Here is a 16,963-nt window from a genome sequence, read left to right as displayed (position 1 = left end):
AGTGACTATGCTTTGATTGCACCTTTAATTTTTAATAGAGCTTTTTTCGCGCCTGGTACATTACCTTTGATTAAAAGTAAGTTACGCTCTGCATCAACCTTAACAATTTCAAGGTTTTGTACAGTGATTTGTTCTCCACCCATACGACCTGGTAATAATTTACCTTTGAATACGCGGTTTGGAGCAACTGGTCCCATTGAACCAGGACGACGGTGATAACGTGAACCGTGAGCCATTGGGCCGCGTGATTGTCCGTGGCGTTTAATTACACCTTGGAAACCTTTACCCTTTGAGATTCCTGTTACATCTACGATATCTCCAGCAGTGAAAATATCAACTTTGACTTCTTGACCAACTTCATAGCTTGCTAAGTCATCTCCGCGGAATTCGCGAACGAAGCGCTTAGGAGCAGTGTTTGCTTTAGCAACATGGCCTTTTTCCGGTTTGTTAGATAACTTTTCACGTTTATCTTCAAAACCAACTTGAACCGCAACATAACCGTCGCTTTCAACTGATTTCTTTTGAAGTACAACGTTTGGAGCTACTTCAACTACAGTTACAGGAATTAAGTTGCCGTTAGCAGCAAATACTTGAGTCATACCAATCTTTCTTCCTAAGATTCCTTTGGTCATTTAAGTCACACCTCCTAGATTATTTGTCATTTATTTTGATTAAAGTTTAATTTCGATATCAACACCTGATGGTAAATCTAAACGCATTAACGCATCAACTGTTTGTGGAGTTGGGTTAACGATGTCGATTAGACGCTTATGTGTCCGTTGTTCGAATTGCTCACGTGAATCTTTGTACTTATGAACCGCACGAAGAATCGTGTAAATAGTTTTTTCGGTTGGTAACGGAATTGGACCAGATACAGCCGCACCAGAACGTTTTGCTGTTTCAACGATTTTTTCTGCAGATTGATCAAGGATTCTGTGATCATACGCTTTTAAACGGATACGAATTTTTTGTTTTGCCATTATTTTCCCTCCTTTATTCGCCTATTTTTAAAATAGACCTTCTCAGTGGAAATTTCCCTCACACACTCGCCATGGCAAAGCGGCCGGGTGTGTCAGCAACCTTCCACATCATCGCAGTCAAAGACCAACATTGTCTATTATACATAAAACATATAAGAAACGCAACACCTAATATGTTTTTTTCTTTATGTTTCTGTTTCGAACACTTTTCCTATTATAGCGGCTGATATTCACTTTTTCAACTATTATTATCAATCTCCAGAAATATCCTAATTAGAAAAGCGGAAGCGACCGTTTAGCGACGTATGAAAGTTCATATATCTATATAGAAGAAACACGACTTCAAGTTATTTTAATGACAGCAAAAAAGCAGATGGATCGTCATCCATCTGCTTTTAATATTGTGATCATTGTCCAGCTTCGTAACCAAAGTTACTACTGCTATTCAATTACTCAGTGATTGTAGTGATTGAACCTGAACCTACTGTACGTCCACCTTCACGAATAGAGAACTTAGTTCCTTCTTCGATAGCGATTGGAGCGATAAGTTCAACGATCATTTCAATGTGGTCGCCAGGCATAACCATTTCAGTACCTTCTGGAAGCATACAGATACCTGTAATATCAGAAGTACGGAAATAGAATTGTGGACGGTAGTTTGAGAAGAATGGAGTGTGACGTCCACCTTCTTCTTTTGATAAAACGTAAACTTGTGCTTTGAACTTTGTGTGTGGAGTGATTGACTTTGGTTTAGCCAATACTTGACCACGTTCGATTTCTTCACGTGCTACACCACGAAGAAGGGCACCGATGTTGTCACCAGCTTCAGCGAAATCAAGAAGCTTACGGAACATTTCTACACCTGTTACAGTTGTAGATTTCGGTTCTTCAGTGAAACCTACGATTTCAACTACGTCACCAACTTTAACTACACCACGCTCAACACGTCCTGTAGCAACTGTTCCACGACCAGTGATTGAGAATACATCCTCAACCGGCATCATGAAAGGTTTGTCAGTGTCACGAGTTGGTGTTGGAATCCACTCATCAACAGCTGTCATAAGTTCATAGATTTTTTCTTCCCAAGCAGCTTCGCCTTCTAGTGCTTTAAGAGCAGAACCTTTGATAACTGGAGTGTCATCGCCAGGGAAATCGTATTCAGTTAATAGATCACGAATTTCCATTTCTACTAATTCAAGAAGTTCTTCATCGTCAACCATGTCACACTTGTTCATGAATACAACAAGGTATGGTACACCTACTTGACGAGAAAGAAGGATGTGCTCACGAGTTTGTGGCATTGGGCCGTCAGTTGCAGATACAACTAGGATACCGCCGTCCATTTGAGCTGCACCAGTGATCATGTTTTTAACATAGTCAGCATGTCCTGGGCAGTCTACGTGTGCATAGTGACGAAGATCTGTTTCATACTCAACGTGTGCTGTTGAGATTGTGATACCACGTTCTTTTTCTTCTGGTGCACCATCGATTTGATCGTATGCACGTGCTTCTGCTTTACCTGTTTTAGCAAGAACAGAAGTGATTGCAGCTGTTAAAGTTGTTTTACCATGGTCAACGTGTCCGATTGTACCAATGTTAACGTGTGGCTTTGAACGGTCGAATTTAGCTTTACCCATTAGGAAATCCTCCTCTAAATTATAAAAATTTAAGTTTAGTTTTTTATGTAAGCCGTGAATGAGGATGTCCCACTCTCACGGCTTCCACTGCCTACAATAGTAGTTATACTTTATCAAAAGATGAAAATCAATTATTCACCTTTATTTTTTTTGATGATTTCTTCAGAAACTGACTTTGGTACTTCTTCATAGTGATCGAAGTGCATGGAGAATACTCCACGTCCTTGTGTACTAGAACGAAGTGCTGTTGCATAACCAAACATCTCTGAAAGTGGAACCATTGAACGAACAACTTGTGCATTACCACGTGCTTCCATACCTTCAACACGGCCACGGCGAGCAGTGATTTGTCCCATAATATCACCTAGATATTCTTCAGGGATTACAACTTCAACGCGCATCATCGGTTCAAGGATAACAGGCTTACACTTAGAAGCAGCATTCTTAAGTGCCATTGATGCAGCAATTTTAAACGCCATTTCTGAGGAGTCAACATCATGGTATGAACCATCGAATAATCTTGCTTTAATATCAACTAAAGGATAACCAGCAAGAACACCGCGTCCTATGGCATCTTCAAGTCCAGCTTGAACAGCAGGGATGTATTCACGAGGAACAACACCACCAACAATACCATTAACAAACTCGAATCCTTTACCTTCATCGTTTGGTGAGAATTCAATCCAAACGTGTCCGTATTGTCCGCGTCCACCAGATTGACGTGCAAACTTACCTTCAACTTGTGCAGAAGCACGGAAGGTTTCACGGTAAGCAACCTGTGGAGCACCTACGTTAGCTTCAACCTTAAACTCACGACGCATACGGTCAACAAGGATATCAAGGTGAAGTTCACCCATACCTGCAATGATTATTTGTCCAGTTTCCTGGTCAGTATGCGCACGGAAGGTAGGATCTTCTTCTTGAAGTTTTTGAAGTGCAGTTGTCATTTTGTCTTGGTCAGCTTTTGATTTTGGTTCTACTGAAAGTTGAATTACTGGTTCAGGGAATACCATTGACTCAAGGATAACAAGATTTTTCTCATCACATAGAGTATCACCAGTAGTTGTATCTTTCAGACCTACAGCTGCAGCAATGTCACCAGCATAAACCTTAGAGATTTCTTGGCGGCTATTTGCATGCATTTGTAGGATACGTCCTACACGTTCACGCTTACCTTTAGTAGAGTTCTGGACATATGATCCAGCATCTAATTGACCAGAGTAAACACGGAAGAACGTTAATTTACCAACATAAGGGTCAGTCATAACTTTGAATGCTAGAGCAGAGAATGGCTCTTCATCGCTAGAATGACGTTCAACGATCTCTTCATCATCATCCACTGCATGACCTTTAATAGCAGGTACATCTAATGGTGATGGAAGGTAATCGATAACAGCATCTAACATAAGCTGTACACCTTTGTTTTTGAATGCAGAACCACAGATAACTGGATAAAATTCAACATTACAAGTACCTTTACGAATCGCTGCTTTAAGCTCTTCTTTAGTGATTTCTTCTCCACCAAGGTATTTTTCCGTTAATTCTTCATCTAGCTCAGCAACTGCTTCTATTAGCTTTTCACGGTATTCTTCAGCTTGAGCTTTATATTCTTCCGGAATCTCACGTACTTCAATATCAGTACCTAAGTCATTGCCGTAAAATACTGCATTCATTTCCACAAGGTCAATGATTGCTGTAAACTGATCTTCAGCACCGATTGGCAACTGAATAGGATGTGCATTTGCTTGAAGACGGTCATGGATTGTTCCTACTGAATATAAGAAGTCCGCTCCAATTTTGTCCATCTTGTTTACAAATACAACACGTGGTACACCATAAGTTGTTGCTTGGCGCCAAACTGTTTCTGTTTGAGGCTCAACACCAGATTGTGCATCAAGTACTGCTACTGCACCATCAAGTACACGAAGAGAACGTTCAACTTCAACAGTGAAGTCTACGTGTCCTGGTGTATCAATGATGTTTACACGATGGCCATGCCATTGTGCAGTTGTTGCCGCGGAAGTGATTGTGATTCCGCGTTCTTGTTCTTGCTCCATCCAGTCCATCTGAGATGCACCTTCATGTGTTTCACCAATCTTATGGATACGACCAGTGTAATAAAGAACACGCTCAGTGGTAGTCGTTTTACCAGCATCGATGTGAGCCATGATACCAATATTACGAGTATTTGCTAAGGAGAACTCTCTTGCCATTGGGTCTTTCTCCTTCCTAGTTTGAAAGTTTTTATATTGAAGGTTAGATTACCAACGATAGTGAGCAAACGCTTTGTTTGCTTCTGCCATTTTGTGTGTATCTTCACGCTTTTTAACAGATGCACCAGTATTGTTAGCTGCATCCATGATTTCATTAGCTAAACGCTCTTCCATTGTTTTCTCTCCACGGTTACGTGAATAGTTCACTAACCAACGAAGACCTAGAGTTGCACGGCGATCCGGACGCACCTCAATTGGAACTTGGTAGTTAGCACCACCTACACGACGAGCTTTAACTTCAAGTACAGGCATAATGTTTTTAAGCGCTGCTTCAAATACTTCCATCGGCTCTTTGCCAGAGCGTTCACGAATTGTATCGAATGCAGAGTAAAGAATTTCTTGCGACTTACCTCTTTTACCGTCAACCATCATTTTGTTGATTAAACGAGTAACTAATTTAGAGTTATAAATTGGATCTGGTAACACGTCTCTTTTTGCTACAGGACCTTTACGTGGCATTATATTTCCTCCTTTCAAAGAAGCTTCTATTTAGGTTGTTTTATTTCTTAGCTGCTTTTGGTCTCTTAGTACCGTATTTAGAACGTCCTTGCATACGGTTATTAACACCCGCTGTATCAAGTGCTCCACGTACGATGTGATAACGTACTCCTGGTAAATCTTTTACACGTCCTCCACGAATAAGAACAACGCTATGCTCTTGAAGATTGTGTCCAATACCAGGAATGTATGCAGTCACCTCAATACCGTTCGTCAAACGTACACGAGCATATTTACGTAACGCTGAGTTCGGTTTCTTTGGTGTCATTGTACCAACACGAGTACATACACCGCGTTTTTGTGGTGAAGATACATTCGTTTGTGATTTTTTGAAGCTGTTATACCCTTTGTTTAGCGCAGGTGATTTTGACTTTTCCTCTTTAGATTGACGAGGCTTGCGCACTAATTGATTAATAGTTGGCATTTGTGTTTCCTCCCTTCATTATTTGTAAACCCACACATCCAGGTGGTTCATTTTTTTGCAAAAACAAAGTTCTTGCAGACTTTCTATCTACAAAAACAGCTTTTAGCGGATAATTGCAACAGTTGAAGCACCAACTTCAATCCCGCATGCTTTTCCGAGTTTTAACATCGAATCCACATATAGGATAGGAACATTTATATCAAGAGCTTCATTAACAACTTTCACTGTCACTTTCGGGTCAGCGTCTTTTGCTACGATCAACTCTCGGACATTACCTTCTTTAAGTGCTTTGACTGTTTGTTTTGTTCCTATAACGAACTTTTGTGCCTGGAATACTTTTTCATAAGACATCGTTCATATCCTCCAAAGTATCAGGTGAATAGGAGCACCTTTGATATAGTACCATTTTAATAAATAGATGTCAACACCACAGTAATTATTTTCTTAAAATAAGGAATCTGCTAGTTAGCAGATCCCTTACTATTATTAATCAATTGTAACTGTTTCTTCAGAAGTGGTATCACGGAGCACAGGCTCAGCTTTACGATAACGCGGCATACCTGTTCCAGCCGGTATCAGCTTTCCGATAATAACATTTTCCTTTAGACCTAGTAATTCATCACGTTTACCTTTGATCGCTGCATCGGTAAGAACTCTTGTTGTTTCTTGGAACGATGCGGCAGATAGGAATGAATCAGTTTCAAGCGACGCTTTGGTAATACCAAGTAATACCGGGCGACCTGTAGCTGGTAATTTACCGGCTAATAGTGCCTTTTCGTTCGCATCAGTAAACTGATGGATATCTAGAAGCGTTCCTGGAAGAACATCTGTTTCACCGGCATCCCCGACACGAACCTTACGGAGCATTTGACGGACCATTACTTCCACGTGCTTATCACCAATTTCTACCCCTTGCATACGGTAAACTTTCTGAACTTCTTTCAATAGGTATTCTTGAACTGAAGTTACGTCCTTCACTCGAATTAATTCTTTCGGGTCAATCGAACCTTCAGTTAGCTCTTCACCACGATCGACATGGTCATTAACTGCTACTTTCAAGCGTGCTGTATATGGAGCATTGTATGTTCTTGATTCCACTTCACCTTGAACAACAATTTCATGCTGGCGGTCACGGCCTTCATTAATTCCAACAACTACACCTTCAATTTCAGTGATAACTGCTTGACCTTTAGGGTTACGTGCTTCAAAAATCTCTTGGATACGCGGTAAACCTTGTGTAATATCGTCTCCCGCAACACCGCCTGTGTGGAAGGTACGCATTGTTAACTGTGTACCTGGCTCACCGATGGATTGCGCTGCAATAATACCAACAGATTCACCCACTTCAACCTCTTGACCTGTTGCCAAGTTGCGGCCATAACATTTCTTACATACACCATGACGTGTATTACATGTAAATGCAGACCGGATTTTTACTGTTTCAATACCTGCACCGACAATAATTTCTGCTAAATCCTCAGTAATCAAGCCGTTTTCAGGAACAAGGACTTCTTTGGTTTCCGGATGTCTGATCGCAGTTCTTGCATGACGGCCAATTAAGCGTTCATCCAGTCCTTCGATTATTTCTGTTCCATCTTTTAAGGCACTGATTAAGAAACCGCGATCTGTACCACAATCATCTTCACGGACAATAACATCCTGTGCAACGTCAACAAGACGACGTGTTAAGTAACCTGAGTCAGCCGTTTTCAAGGCTGTATCAGCAAGACCTTTACGGGCACCATGTGTCGAGATAAAGTATTCTAATACAGTTAATCCTTCACGGAAACTTGATTTAATCGGTAACTCAATAATTCGACCAGCCGGGTTGGCCATCAGACCACGCATACCAGCTAACTGCGTAAAGTTAGAGGCGTTACCACGAGCACCGGAATCACTCATCATGAAGATTGGATTCGATTTATTCAGGGATTTCATTAGTTTCCCTTGAATGGTGTCTTTTGCAGCACTCCAGACCGCAATAACACGGTCGTAACGCTCATCCTCGGTAATTAGACCACGTCTGAATTGCTTCATAACGTTATCTACTTTACTTTGTGCTTCATGAAGAATTTCCTGCTTTTCAGGAAGTACGACAATGTCAGCTACACCAACCGTAAGTCCCGCTTTCGTTGAATGCTTAAAGCCCAAGTCCTTCATGCGGTCAAGCATTTTTGACGTTTCAGTAATCTTGAAACGCTTGAATACTTCCGCAATGATATTCCCAAGAATTTTCTTTTTGAACGGATCAATTAATGGCATTGACTGAATCTTTGCCTTAATGTCCTCTCCTTTTTCAACAAAATAAATGGCAGGTGTTTCAACTTCTAAATTATGTCTTGTCGGTTCATTAATATACGGGAATGATTTCGGCAGAATTTCATTAAAAATAAGCTTACCCACCGTAGTGATTAATAACTTATGATTTTGTTCTTCTGTGAATGTTTCATTTCCTAATGATCCTGCATGGACACCCACACGAGTATGGAAGTGCACATAGCCGTTTTGATAGGCAAGGATTGCTTCATTGGTATCTTTAAAAATCATTCCCTCGCCGACAGCGCCTTCTCTTTCCAAAGTTAAGTAATAGTTACCTAGTACCATATCTTGGGAAGGAGTAACAACCGGCTTACCATCTTTAGGGTTTAGGATATTTTGTGCTGCAAGCATTAAAAGCCTTGCTTCTGCTTGTGCTTCTGATGAAAGCGGTACGTGAACAGCCATTTGGTCACCATCAAAGTCCGCATTGTATGCAGTACATACAAGAGGATGAAGACGAATCGCACGTCCTTCAACTAGTGTCGGTTCAAAAGCCTGAATCCCTAATCTATGCAATGTAGGGGCACGGTTTAATAATACCGGATGTTCTCTGATAACATCTTCAAGTACATCCCACACATCTGGAGATACTCTTTCTATCTTACGTTTTGCTGATTTAATATTATGGGCTAACCCTTTTTCAACGAGTTCTTTCATAACAAATGGCTTAAATAGTTCTAACGCCATTTCTTTTGGAAGTCCACATTGATACATCTTTAAGTTCGGTCCTACAACGATAACGGAACGACCTGAATAGTCAACACGCTTTCCAAGTAGGTTTTGACGGAAACGGCCTTGCTTTCCTTTTAACATATGGGAAAGTGACTTCAATGGACGGTTACCCGGTCCTGTAACTGGACGACCACGACGACCGTTATCAATCAAGGCATCAACTGCTTCTTGAAGCATCCGTTTTTCATTCTGAACAATAATACTTGGTGCACCTAAATCTAACAAACGCTTTAAGCGGTTATTACGATTAATTACCCGACGGTAAAGATCGTTTAAGTCGGATGTTGCAAATCTCCCTCCATCCAATTGAACCATTGGACGAAGTTCAGGAGGTATAACAGGAAGAACGTCAAGAATCATCCATGATGGCTCATTTCCTGACCCACGGAATGCTTCTAATACTTCAAGGCGTTTAATCGCACGAGTACGACGCTGACCTTGTGCACTTTTTAATTCCTCTTTTAATGCGTCTACCTCTTTATTTAAATCGATATCAAAAAGAAGCTTCTTAATCGCTTCTGCTCCCATGGAAGCTTGGAATTTGTTTCCGTACTTTTCACGGTATGCGCGATATTCTTTTTCAGATAATAGCTGTTTTTTATCTAGAGCTGTGTCTCCGGATTCCGTCACTACATATGAAGCAAAGTAGATGATTTCCTCTAAAGCTCTTGGAGACATATCTAAAACAAGTCCCATTCGGCTCGGAATACCTTTAAAGTACCAAATATGTGAAACTGGTGCAGCAAGCTCGATATGCCCCATTCGTTCACGACGAACTTTAGCACGTGTTACTTCTACTCCACAACGGTCACAAACGACACCTTTATAACGTACACGCTTGTACTTTCCGCAATGACATTCCCAATCCTTCGTAGGACCAAAAATTCGTTCACAGAACAAGCCATCCTTTTCAGGCTTTAATGTACGATAGTTAATCGTTTCTGGTTTCTTGACTTCTCCGAAAGACCATGAACGGATTTTATCGGGTGAAGCAAGACCAATCTTCATATACTCAAAATTATTAACATCCAGCAAGGGGCCTACCTCCCTTTTGATATCCAGGTTATACCCTTATCACACAATAAAGCGGGAGCGCAATGTGCGCTCCAACTCAAAATATATATTTACTCTTTTGAACCGACTTTTTCTGATTCAAGCGCCTGCTCAGGAACAATATTTAACGTGTCAACTTGTTGTAAGTCATCGTCATCTTCCGTATCGCGCATTTCAATTTCTTCTTCATCGCCAGACAGGATTTTAACATCCATTCCTAGACTCTGAAGCTCTTTAATTAATACTTTGAATGATTCTGGAACACCTGGTTCCGGAACATTTTCGCCTTTAACGATGGCTTCATAAGTTTTCACACGACCAACCACGTCATCGGATTTAACCGTAAGGATTTCTTGAAGTGTGTATGCTGCTCCGTATGCTTCAAGCGCCCAAACTTCCATCTCACCGAAACGCTGTCCACCAAATTGAGCTTTACCGCCCAGAGGCTGTTGCGTAACAAGTGAGTAAGGACCAGTTGAACGGGCATGGAGTTTATCATCAACCATGTGAGCAAGTTTAATCATGTACATGACACCTACAGAGACACGGTTATCAAATGGTTCTCCGGATCGACCATCATAAAGAACGGTTTTAGCATCGCGGGCCATGCCTGCTTCTTCAATCGTTCCCCAAACATCTTCTTCACGTGCTCCGTCAAATACCGGCGAGGCTACATGAATTCCAAGGTAACGGGCTGCCATTCCAAGGTGAAGCTCAAGCACCTGTCCAATGTTCATCCGTGATGGTACGCCCAATGGATTTAACATGATATCGACTGGTGTGCCATCCGGTAAAAACGGCATATCTTCTTCAGGTAAGATCCGTGAAATTACCCCTTTATTTCCGTGACGTCCCGCCATTTTATCCCCTTCAGAAATCTTACGTTTCTGAACGATATAAGCGCGGACAAGCTGATTTACTCCCGGTGGAAGTTCATCGCCATCTTCACGATTAAAGACTTTAACATCAAGAACGATACCGCCGCCGCCATGTGGAACTCTAAGTGACGTATCACGAACTTCACGTGCTTTTTCTCCAAAGATTGCGTGTAAAAGACGTTCTTCTGCAGTTAATTCGGTAACCCCTTTTGGCGTTACTTTACCAACTAACAAGTCTCCATCTTTAACTTCTGCACCCGTACGAATAATTCCACGCTCATCCAGGTTGCGAAGAGCATCTTCTCCAACGTTTGGTATATCACGTGTGATTTCTTCTGGTCCAAGCTTTGTATCACGAGATTCTGACTCGTATTCTTCAATATGAATCGACGTATATACATCGTCTTTCACTAAACGCTGACTCATAATAATCGCATCTTCATAGTTATAGCCATCCCATGTCATGAAGGCAACAAGAACGTTCCGTCCAAGAGCTAATTCCCCTAATTCCATTGATGGACCATCAGCAAGAATTTCACCTTTTGTTACGTGGTTACCTACAGCGACAATTGGTCGTTGGTTATAACAAGTTCCTTGATTGGAACGAATGAATTTAAGCATGCGGTATTTATCAAGATTTCCTCTAACTTCTTGACCGTCCACCACATTTATGCGGCGTACCCACACTTCACGTGCTTCCACGTGTTCAACAATACCTTCGTGCTTACAGATAACCGCAGCACCTGAGTCTTTACCAGATACATATTCCATACCTGTTCCAACTCGTGGAGCTTCTGGCTGCATAAGCGGGACTGCTTGACGCTGCATGTTCGCTCCCATTAGAGCACGGTTAGAGTCATCGTTTTCAAGGAATGGAATACATGCTGTTGCCGCAGATACAACCTGCTTTGGCGATACATCCATATAATCAATTCGCTCACGTTTGACGACCGTGTTTTCACCACGGAAACGAGCAACAACATCTTCATCTACGAAGGAACCATCGTCACTTAGTCGAGAATTCGCTTGCGCTGTAACATAGTTATCTTCTTCATCCGCGGTTAAGTAATCAATTCGGCTTGTTACCTTTCCGGTATCAGGGTCGACACGACGGTAAGGTGTTTCAATGAATCCAAACCGATTTACTTTTGCATATGATGATAACGAGTTAATCAAACCAATGTTCGGACCCTCTGGTGTTTCAATCGGACACATACGACCGTAATGGGAGTAGTGAACGTCACGAACTTCAAAGCCGGCACGTTCACGCGTTAAACCACCAGGTCCTAAAGCAGAGAGACGTCGCTTGTGAGTTAATTCAGCAAGCGGATTCGTTTGATCCATGAATTGCGATAATTGTGAACTTCCGAAGAATTCCTTAATTGAAGCAATTACTGGACGAATATTAATCAATTGTTGCGGTGTGATCGTTGCTGTATCTTGGATAGACATTCTTTCGCGAACCACACGTTCCATACGGGATAATCCGATTCGGAACTGATTTTGAAGGAGTTCTCCTACAGAGCGAAGACGTCTGTTTCCTAGATGGTCAATATCATCTGTATCGCCTACTCCATGCAATAAATTGAAGAAGTAGCTAATTGATGAAATGATATCAGCAGGTGTAATATTTTTAATTGGTTCGGCCACATAGGCGTTACCTAAGACATTAATGACTTTTTCATTCTCATCGCCAGGTGCATAAATCTTAATGTCCTGAAGAGTAATTTCCTCAGCCACTACGCCGCCATAAGGATTGAAGCCTTTGAAATTAATATTCTTTTCTAGGGCTGGCAAAACTCTATCCAGATTTCTTCTGTCTAGAACGGTACCTTTTTCAGCAATAATTTCACCAGTTTCAGGATCCGCAAGGGATTCTGCTAAACGCTGGTTAAATAGGCGATTTTTAATATGAAGCTTTTTATTAATTTTATAACGACCAACATTAGCGAGGTCATAGCGCTTTGGATCAAAGAAACGCGAAATTAATAGACTCTTTGCGTTTTCAACAGTAGGCGGTTCACCTGGACGTAGACGCTCATAAATTTCTAGAAGCGCTTTGTCAACACCTTCTGTATTGTCCTTTTCCAATGTATTACGGATATACTCGTTATCACCGATCAATTCGATGATTTCTTGATCGGAGCCGAAGCCAAGTGCACGCAAAAGAACCGTAACGGGCAGTTTCCGAGTACGATCTATTCTCACATATACGACATCTTTGGCGTCTGTTTCATACTCCAGCCAAGCGCCGCGGTTCGGAATGACAGTAGCCGAGTAGCCACGTTTCCCATTTTTATCGAGTTTTCCACTAAAGTAAACGCTCGGAGAACGTACTAATTGTGAAACAATAACACGTTCTGCCCCGTTAATGACAAACGTACCTGTCTCAGTCATAAGTGGAAAATCACCCATAAATACATCTTGATCTTTTACTTCGCCTGTTTCTTTGTTTACAAGACGTACTTTTACACGTAATGGAGCAGAATATGTAACGTCCCGTTCTTTTGATTCTTCCACAGAATACTTTGGATCGCCAAGGCTGTAATCAATAAAATCTAGTGATAGGTTACCAGTAAAATCTTCTATTGGTGAAATATCCTGGAACATTTCACGCAAACCTTCATCAAGAAACCATTGATAGGAAGAGGTTTGGATTTCAATAAGATTTGGTAATTCTAAAACTTCACTGATTCGTGCGTAACTCCTCCGCTTCCGGTGTCGTCCATACTGAACTAGTTGACCTGTCAACTGATTCACCCCTCAAATCAAGCGTTATTATTAAAATTTATAAGCGTTTACGGAGCAGGAATTTACTTCCCTTCCGGTAAACAAAAAGAAAAAGGGTTTTTACTAAAAAACCACATTTTCACATTTAGACTATTATTTTGTCATCATTTCCTTAATATCCCTATTATATACGCTAAAAAATAACGTTTTTAAGGAATAATTCGGAAATTATTATGATGGCATTTTATAATGCTATCATAGTGACATTTTCAAGTCAACTTTTTTGTGCCCTTATGACAAAATAACCTTTGGATTTGTCAATAGTTTCAACGTGGTTAAATAAATTATTTAATTTTTCAATCGCGGATGGTGCTCCTTGTTTCTTTTGAATGACAACCCAGAGCTCACCCTGAGACGTAAGATGCTCGAAGCTTTGTTCAAAAATATCATGAACAGTTTTTTTTCCCGCCCTAATCGGTGGGTTTGTTAATATAGCCGCAAACGTATTTTCTTTTACATTTAGCAGACGATCACTTTCATAAATCTTAACGTTCTCAATCCGATTAAGTTCTGCATTTTCCTTTGCTAAGGAAATCGCTCGCTCATTAACATCAACCATATGTATCATACGATCTTGATAATACTTTGCAAGAGAAAGACCGATTGGTCCATAGCCACAGCCAACATCCAGGAGCAACCCCTCTGCATTCGGCAGTTCAAAAGACTCAATTAATAACCGTGAGCCGAAATCTACTTCTCTTTTTGAAAACACACCGTTATCTGTTTTAAAACGAAACTGATTATTTTTTAGGGTGTAGTCCCAAAATTTTGGGTCACTATCAACCTTCTGTGTTCGAGAATAGTAGTGTTCAGACATTTGACTCACCTCCGAGGAATATTAATAATTGAAGTGTAACGAGGAAAAGAAACTCAGTTAAGTCAAAAAAAGCCCGCTTATACAGCGAGCTCATTTTTTTGAATATTACTTAACTTCAACGTTTGCTCCAACTTCAGCAAGTTTAGCTTTAACTTCTTCAGCTTCTTCTTTAGAAACGCCTTCTTTAACAGCTTTTGGAGTGTTGTCAACAAGGTCTTTTGCTTCTTTAAGACCAAGACCAGTGATTTCACGAACAGCTTTGATAACCTTGATTTTTTGATCTCCAGGGCTAGCAAGGATTACGTCAAATTCAGTTTGTTCTTCAGCAGCAGCAACAGCTACGCCGCCCATTGCTACAGGAGCTGCAGCAGTTACGCCGAATTCTTCTTCGATTGCTTTTACTAGATCGTTAAGTTCTAAAACAGTCATAGTCTTAACTGCTTCAATGATTTGTTCTTTAGTCATGATTAATTTCCTCCTTAGTTTTCGTTCAAATTTATTTGATGTGCGTATTCAGGCTATATTACGCGCCTTGTTCTTCTTTTTGTTCTGCAACTGCTTTTGTAACAAGAGCAAGGTTGCGGATTGGTGCTTGTAGTACGGATAGTAACATAGATAGTAAACCTTCGCGTGATGGTAGGTCAGCAAGAGCTTTAATTTCTTCAGCTGTCGCAACGCTTCCTTCAATTACACCTGCTTTAAGTTCAAGTGCTTCATGCTTTTTCGCGAAGTCATTCAAGATTTTAGCTGGTGCTACTACATCTTCAGTACTGAACGCAATTGCGTTAGGACCTGTTAAAGCAGCGTTTAAGCCAGCAAGTTCAGCAGCTTCAGCCGCGCGGCGAACCATTGAGTTTTTGTAAACTTTGAATTCAACGCCAGCTTCACGAAGTTGTTTACGAAGTTCAGTTACTTCTGCAACTGAAAGACCACGATAATCAACAACAACTGTTGAAACGCTCTTCTTTAACTTATCAGTAATTTCATCAACGACTTGTTTCTTTAATTCGATTACAATGCTCATCTTTACACCTCCTGTAGATTATCTACATTCATACCAGGCAAATTAAAGCCTCCATATCAATCGGTGACATGGAGGCAGCATACAACAGCTGAACAAGTTCAGCCAATTCTATCGCATTACCTCGGCAGGGAATTAAGCATCGAAACGCACCTGCTGTCTTCAGTACAAATGTTATTATTTTAAACAACAGAATAGATTATATAAAATCTATTCTAGATTGTCAATTGGGAAAATTTACTTAACTACTACTGATGAAGGGTCAACTTTAACGCCAGGTCCCATTGTAGAAGCAACAGTTACGTTCTTCATGTAAGTACCTTTTGCAGCAGATGGCTTCACTTTTTGCATAGTTTCAAAGATAGTGTTGAAGTTTTCAACAAGCTTTTCGTTTTCGAAAGATGCTTTACCGATAGGAACATGAATGTTACCAGACTTGTCTACGCGATATTCAACTTTACCAGCTTTAATTTCATTAATCGCACGAGTTACATCAAATGTAACTGTACCAGTTTTAGGGTTTGGCATTAAACCTTTAGGTCCTAATACACGACCAAGCTTACCAACTTCACCCATCATGTCAGGAGTAGCTACGATTACGTCAAATTCAAACCAACCTTGTTGGATTTTGTTGATGTACTCTGCATCACCTACATAATCAGCTCCAGCTGCTTCTGCTTCTTTAACTTTTTCACCCTTAGCAAAAACTAGAACGCGTTGCGTTTTACCAGTTCCGTTTGGAAGCACGACTGCACCACGGATTTGTTGGTCAGCTTTCTTAGGGTCTACACCTAAACGAAATGCTACTTCTACAGTTGCATCGAATTTAGTGAAGTTTGTTTTTTTAGCAAGATCAATTGCTTCAGCAATCGGATATGCTTTTAGGCGATCTACAAGCTTTGAAGCTTCTAAATACTTCTTACCTTTTTTAGCCATTTTAATTTCCTCCTAGATTGTGGTTTTAGCGGAATAACCTCCCACGAATAAAGGTTGCGAGTGAGAAATATCAGCGTCGCAACCCCCTTCATTACACCAAACAGTTCAACATGAATTAGTCTTCGATGACAATACCCATGCTACGTGCAGTACCTTCGACCATGCGCATTGCCGCTTCAACGCTAGCTGCGTTTAGGTCAGGCATTTTTTGTTCCGCAATCTCGCGTACTGTATCACGCTTTACTGTTGCTACTTTATTACGGTTAGGTTCACCAGAACCCGACTGAATTCCAGCTGCTACTTTCAATAAAACTGCAGCAGGAGGGGTTTTCGTAATAAATGTAAATGAACGGTCTTCAAAAACCGTGATTTCAACAGGAATGATCAAACCAGCTTGATCAGCTGTACGAGCGTTAAATTCTTTACAGAATCCCATGATATTAACACCGGCTTGACCTAGTGCAGGACCAACTGGTGGCGCAGGGTTTGCTTTCCCAGCAGGGATTTGCAATTTAACGACTTTAATTACTTTTTTAGCCACGAGACACACCTCCTTAAAGTCCGTGATGTGGTAATAGGAATCCTTTCAGAATCCTCCCACTCAG

At 40.9% G+C, this 16,963-nt stretch carries 14 protein-coding genes and 1 other annotated feature; all 14 genes read right to left on the bottom strand.

Going from position 1 to position 16,963, the window contains the following annotated elements; genetic code table 11:
* Positions 1 to 5 precede the first annotated feature (5 nt).
* The 14 genes from rplC to rplK all read right to left on the bottom strand — a co-directional run bounded on the left by rplC (position 6) and on the right by rplK (position 16,899).
* Positions 6 to 632, bottom strand: coding sequence for a 50S ribosomal protein L3 (rplC, locus tag BDR01S_RS15860; protein WP_066249395.1), 627 nt, complete (start codon positions 630 to 632; stop codon positions 6 to 8).
* A 39-nt stretch (positions 633 to 671) separates the two neighbouring features.
* On the bottom strand, positions 672 to 980 hold the full coding sequence (rpsJ, locus tag BDR01S_RS15855; RefSeq protein WP_066094693.1) for a 30S ribosomal protein S10: 309 nt from the start codon (positions 978 to 980) through the stop codon (positions 672 to 674).
* Positions 981 to 1,429: 449 nt separating this feature from the next.
* The gene (gene tuf / locus BDR01S_RS15850; protein ID WP_066249392.1) at positions 1,430 to 2,617 is read right to left on the bottom strand and encodes an elongation factor Tu; all 1,188 of its coding nucleotides are present in this window, start codon (positions 2,615 to 2,617) and stop codon (positions 1,430 to 1,432) included.
* Positions 2,618 to 2,748: 131 nt separating this feature from the next.
* The gene (gene fusA / locus BDR01S_RS15845; RefSeq protein ID WP_066249390.1) at positions 2,749 to 4,830 is read right to left on the bottom strand and encodes an elongation factor G; all 2,082 of its coding nucleotides are present in this window, start codon (positions 4,828 to 4,830) and stop codon (positions 2,749 to 2,751) included.
* A 48-nt stretch (positions 4,831 to 4,878) separates the two neighbouring features.
* Complete coding sequence (gene rpsG, locus BDR01S_RS15840; RefSeq protein ID WP_066249388.1) at positions 4,879 to 5,349, bottom strand: 30S ribosomal protein S7; 471 nt, start codon at positions 5,347 to 5,349, stop codon at positions 4,879 to 4,881.
* 40 nt (positions 5,350 to 5,389) lie between these two features.
* On the bottom strand, positions 5,390 to 5,812 hold the full coding sequence (gene rpsL, locus BDR01S_RS15835; RefSeq protein WP_026565517.1) for a 30S ribosomal protein S12: 423 nt from the start codon (positions 5,810 to 5,812) through the stop codon (positions 5,390 to 5,392).
* A gap of 102 nt (positions 5,813 to 5,914) precedes the next feature.
* Complete coding sequence (locus BDR01S_RS15830) at positions 5,915 to 6,163, bottom strand: 50S ribosomal protein L7ae-like protein (RefSeq protein WP_066249385.1); 249 nt, start codon at positions 6,161 to 6,163, stop codon at positions 5,915 to 5,917.
* 135 nt (positions 6,164 to 6,298) lie between these two features.
* Positions 6,299 to 9,898 carry a DNA-directed RNA polymerase subunit beta' gene (rpoC, locus tag BDR01S_RS15825; RefSeq protein ID WP_066249383.1) on the bottom strand — a complete coding sequence of 1,200 codons (3,600 nt, stop codon included), beginning with the start codon at positions 9,896 to 9,898 and terminating at the stop codon, positions 6,299 to 6,301.
* A gap of 89 nt (positions 9,899 to 9,987) precedes the next feature.
* Entirely contained in the window at positions 9,988 to 13,545 is a 3,558-nt protein-coding gene (gene rpoB / locus BDR01S_RS15820) for a DNA-directed RNA polymerase subunit beta (RefSeq protein WP_066249381.1), read from the bottom strand.
* 253 nt (positions 13,546 to 13,798) lie between these two features.
* Positions 13,799 to 14,401, bottom strand: a complete 603-nt coding sequence (locus BDR01S_RS15815; RefSeq protein ID WP_066249378.1) for a class I SAM-dependent methyltransferase — start codon at positions 14,399 to 14,401, stop codon at positions 13,799 to 13,801.
* Between the two features lie 105 nt (positions 14,402 to 14,506).
* On the bottom strand, positions 14,507 to 14,866 hold the full coding sequence (gene rplL / locus BDR01S_RS15810) for a 50S ribosomal protein L7/L12 (RefSeq protein ID WP_066249376.1): 360 nt from the start codon (positions 14,864 to 14,866) through the stop codon (positions 14,507 to 14,509).
* Positions 14,867 to 14,924: 58 nt separating this feature from the next.
* Positions 14,925 to 15,425 (bottom strand): 50S ribosomal protein L10, encoded by a 501-nt coding sequence (gene rplJ, locus BDR01S_RS15805; RefSeq protein WP_066249373.1) that lies wholly within the window; start codon positions 15,423 to 15,425, stop codon positions 14,925 to 14,927.
* Positions 15,426 to 15,458: 33 nt separating this feature from the next.
* Positions 15,459 to 15,606: a sequence feature (ribosomal protein L10 leader region), on the bottom strand.
* A 53-nt stretch (positions 15,607 to 15,659) separates the two neighbouring features.
* Positions 15,660 to 16,358 (bottom strand): 50S ribosomal protein L1, encoded by a 699-nt coding sequence (rplA, locus tag BDR01S_RS15800; RefSeq protein WP_066249371.1) that lies wholly within the window; start codon positions 16,356 to 16,358, stop codon positions 15,660 to 15,662.
* A gap of 115 nt (positions 16,359 to 16,473) precedes the next feature.
* On the bottom strand, positions 16,474 to 16,899 hold the full coding sequence (gene rplK, locus BDR01S_RS15795) for a 50S ribosomal protein L11 (protein WP_007085303.1): 426 nt from the start codon (positions 16,897 to 16,899) through the stop codon (positions 16,474 to 16,476).
* Positions 16,900 to 16,963: the final 64 nt, after the last annotated feature.

This window comes from Neobacillus drentensis NBRC 102427, assembly GCF_001591445.1.
GTDB lineage: Bacteria > Bacillota > Bacilli > Bacillales > Cytobacillaceae > Neobacillus > Neobacillus drentensis.
This window is presented reverse-complemented; position numbering and strand designations above follow the sequence as displayed.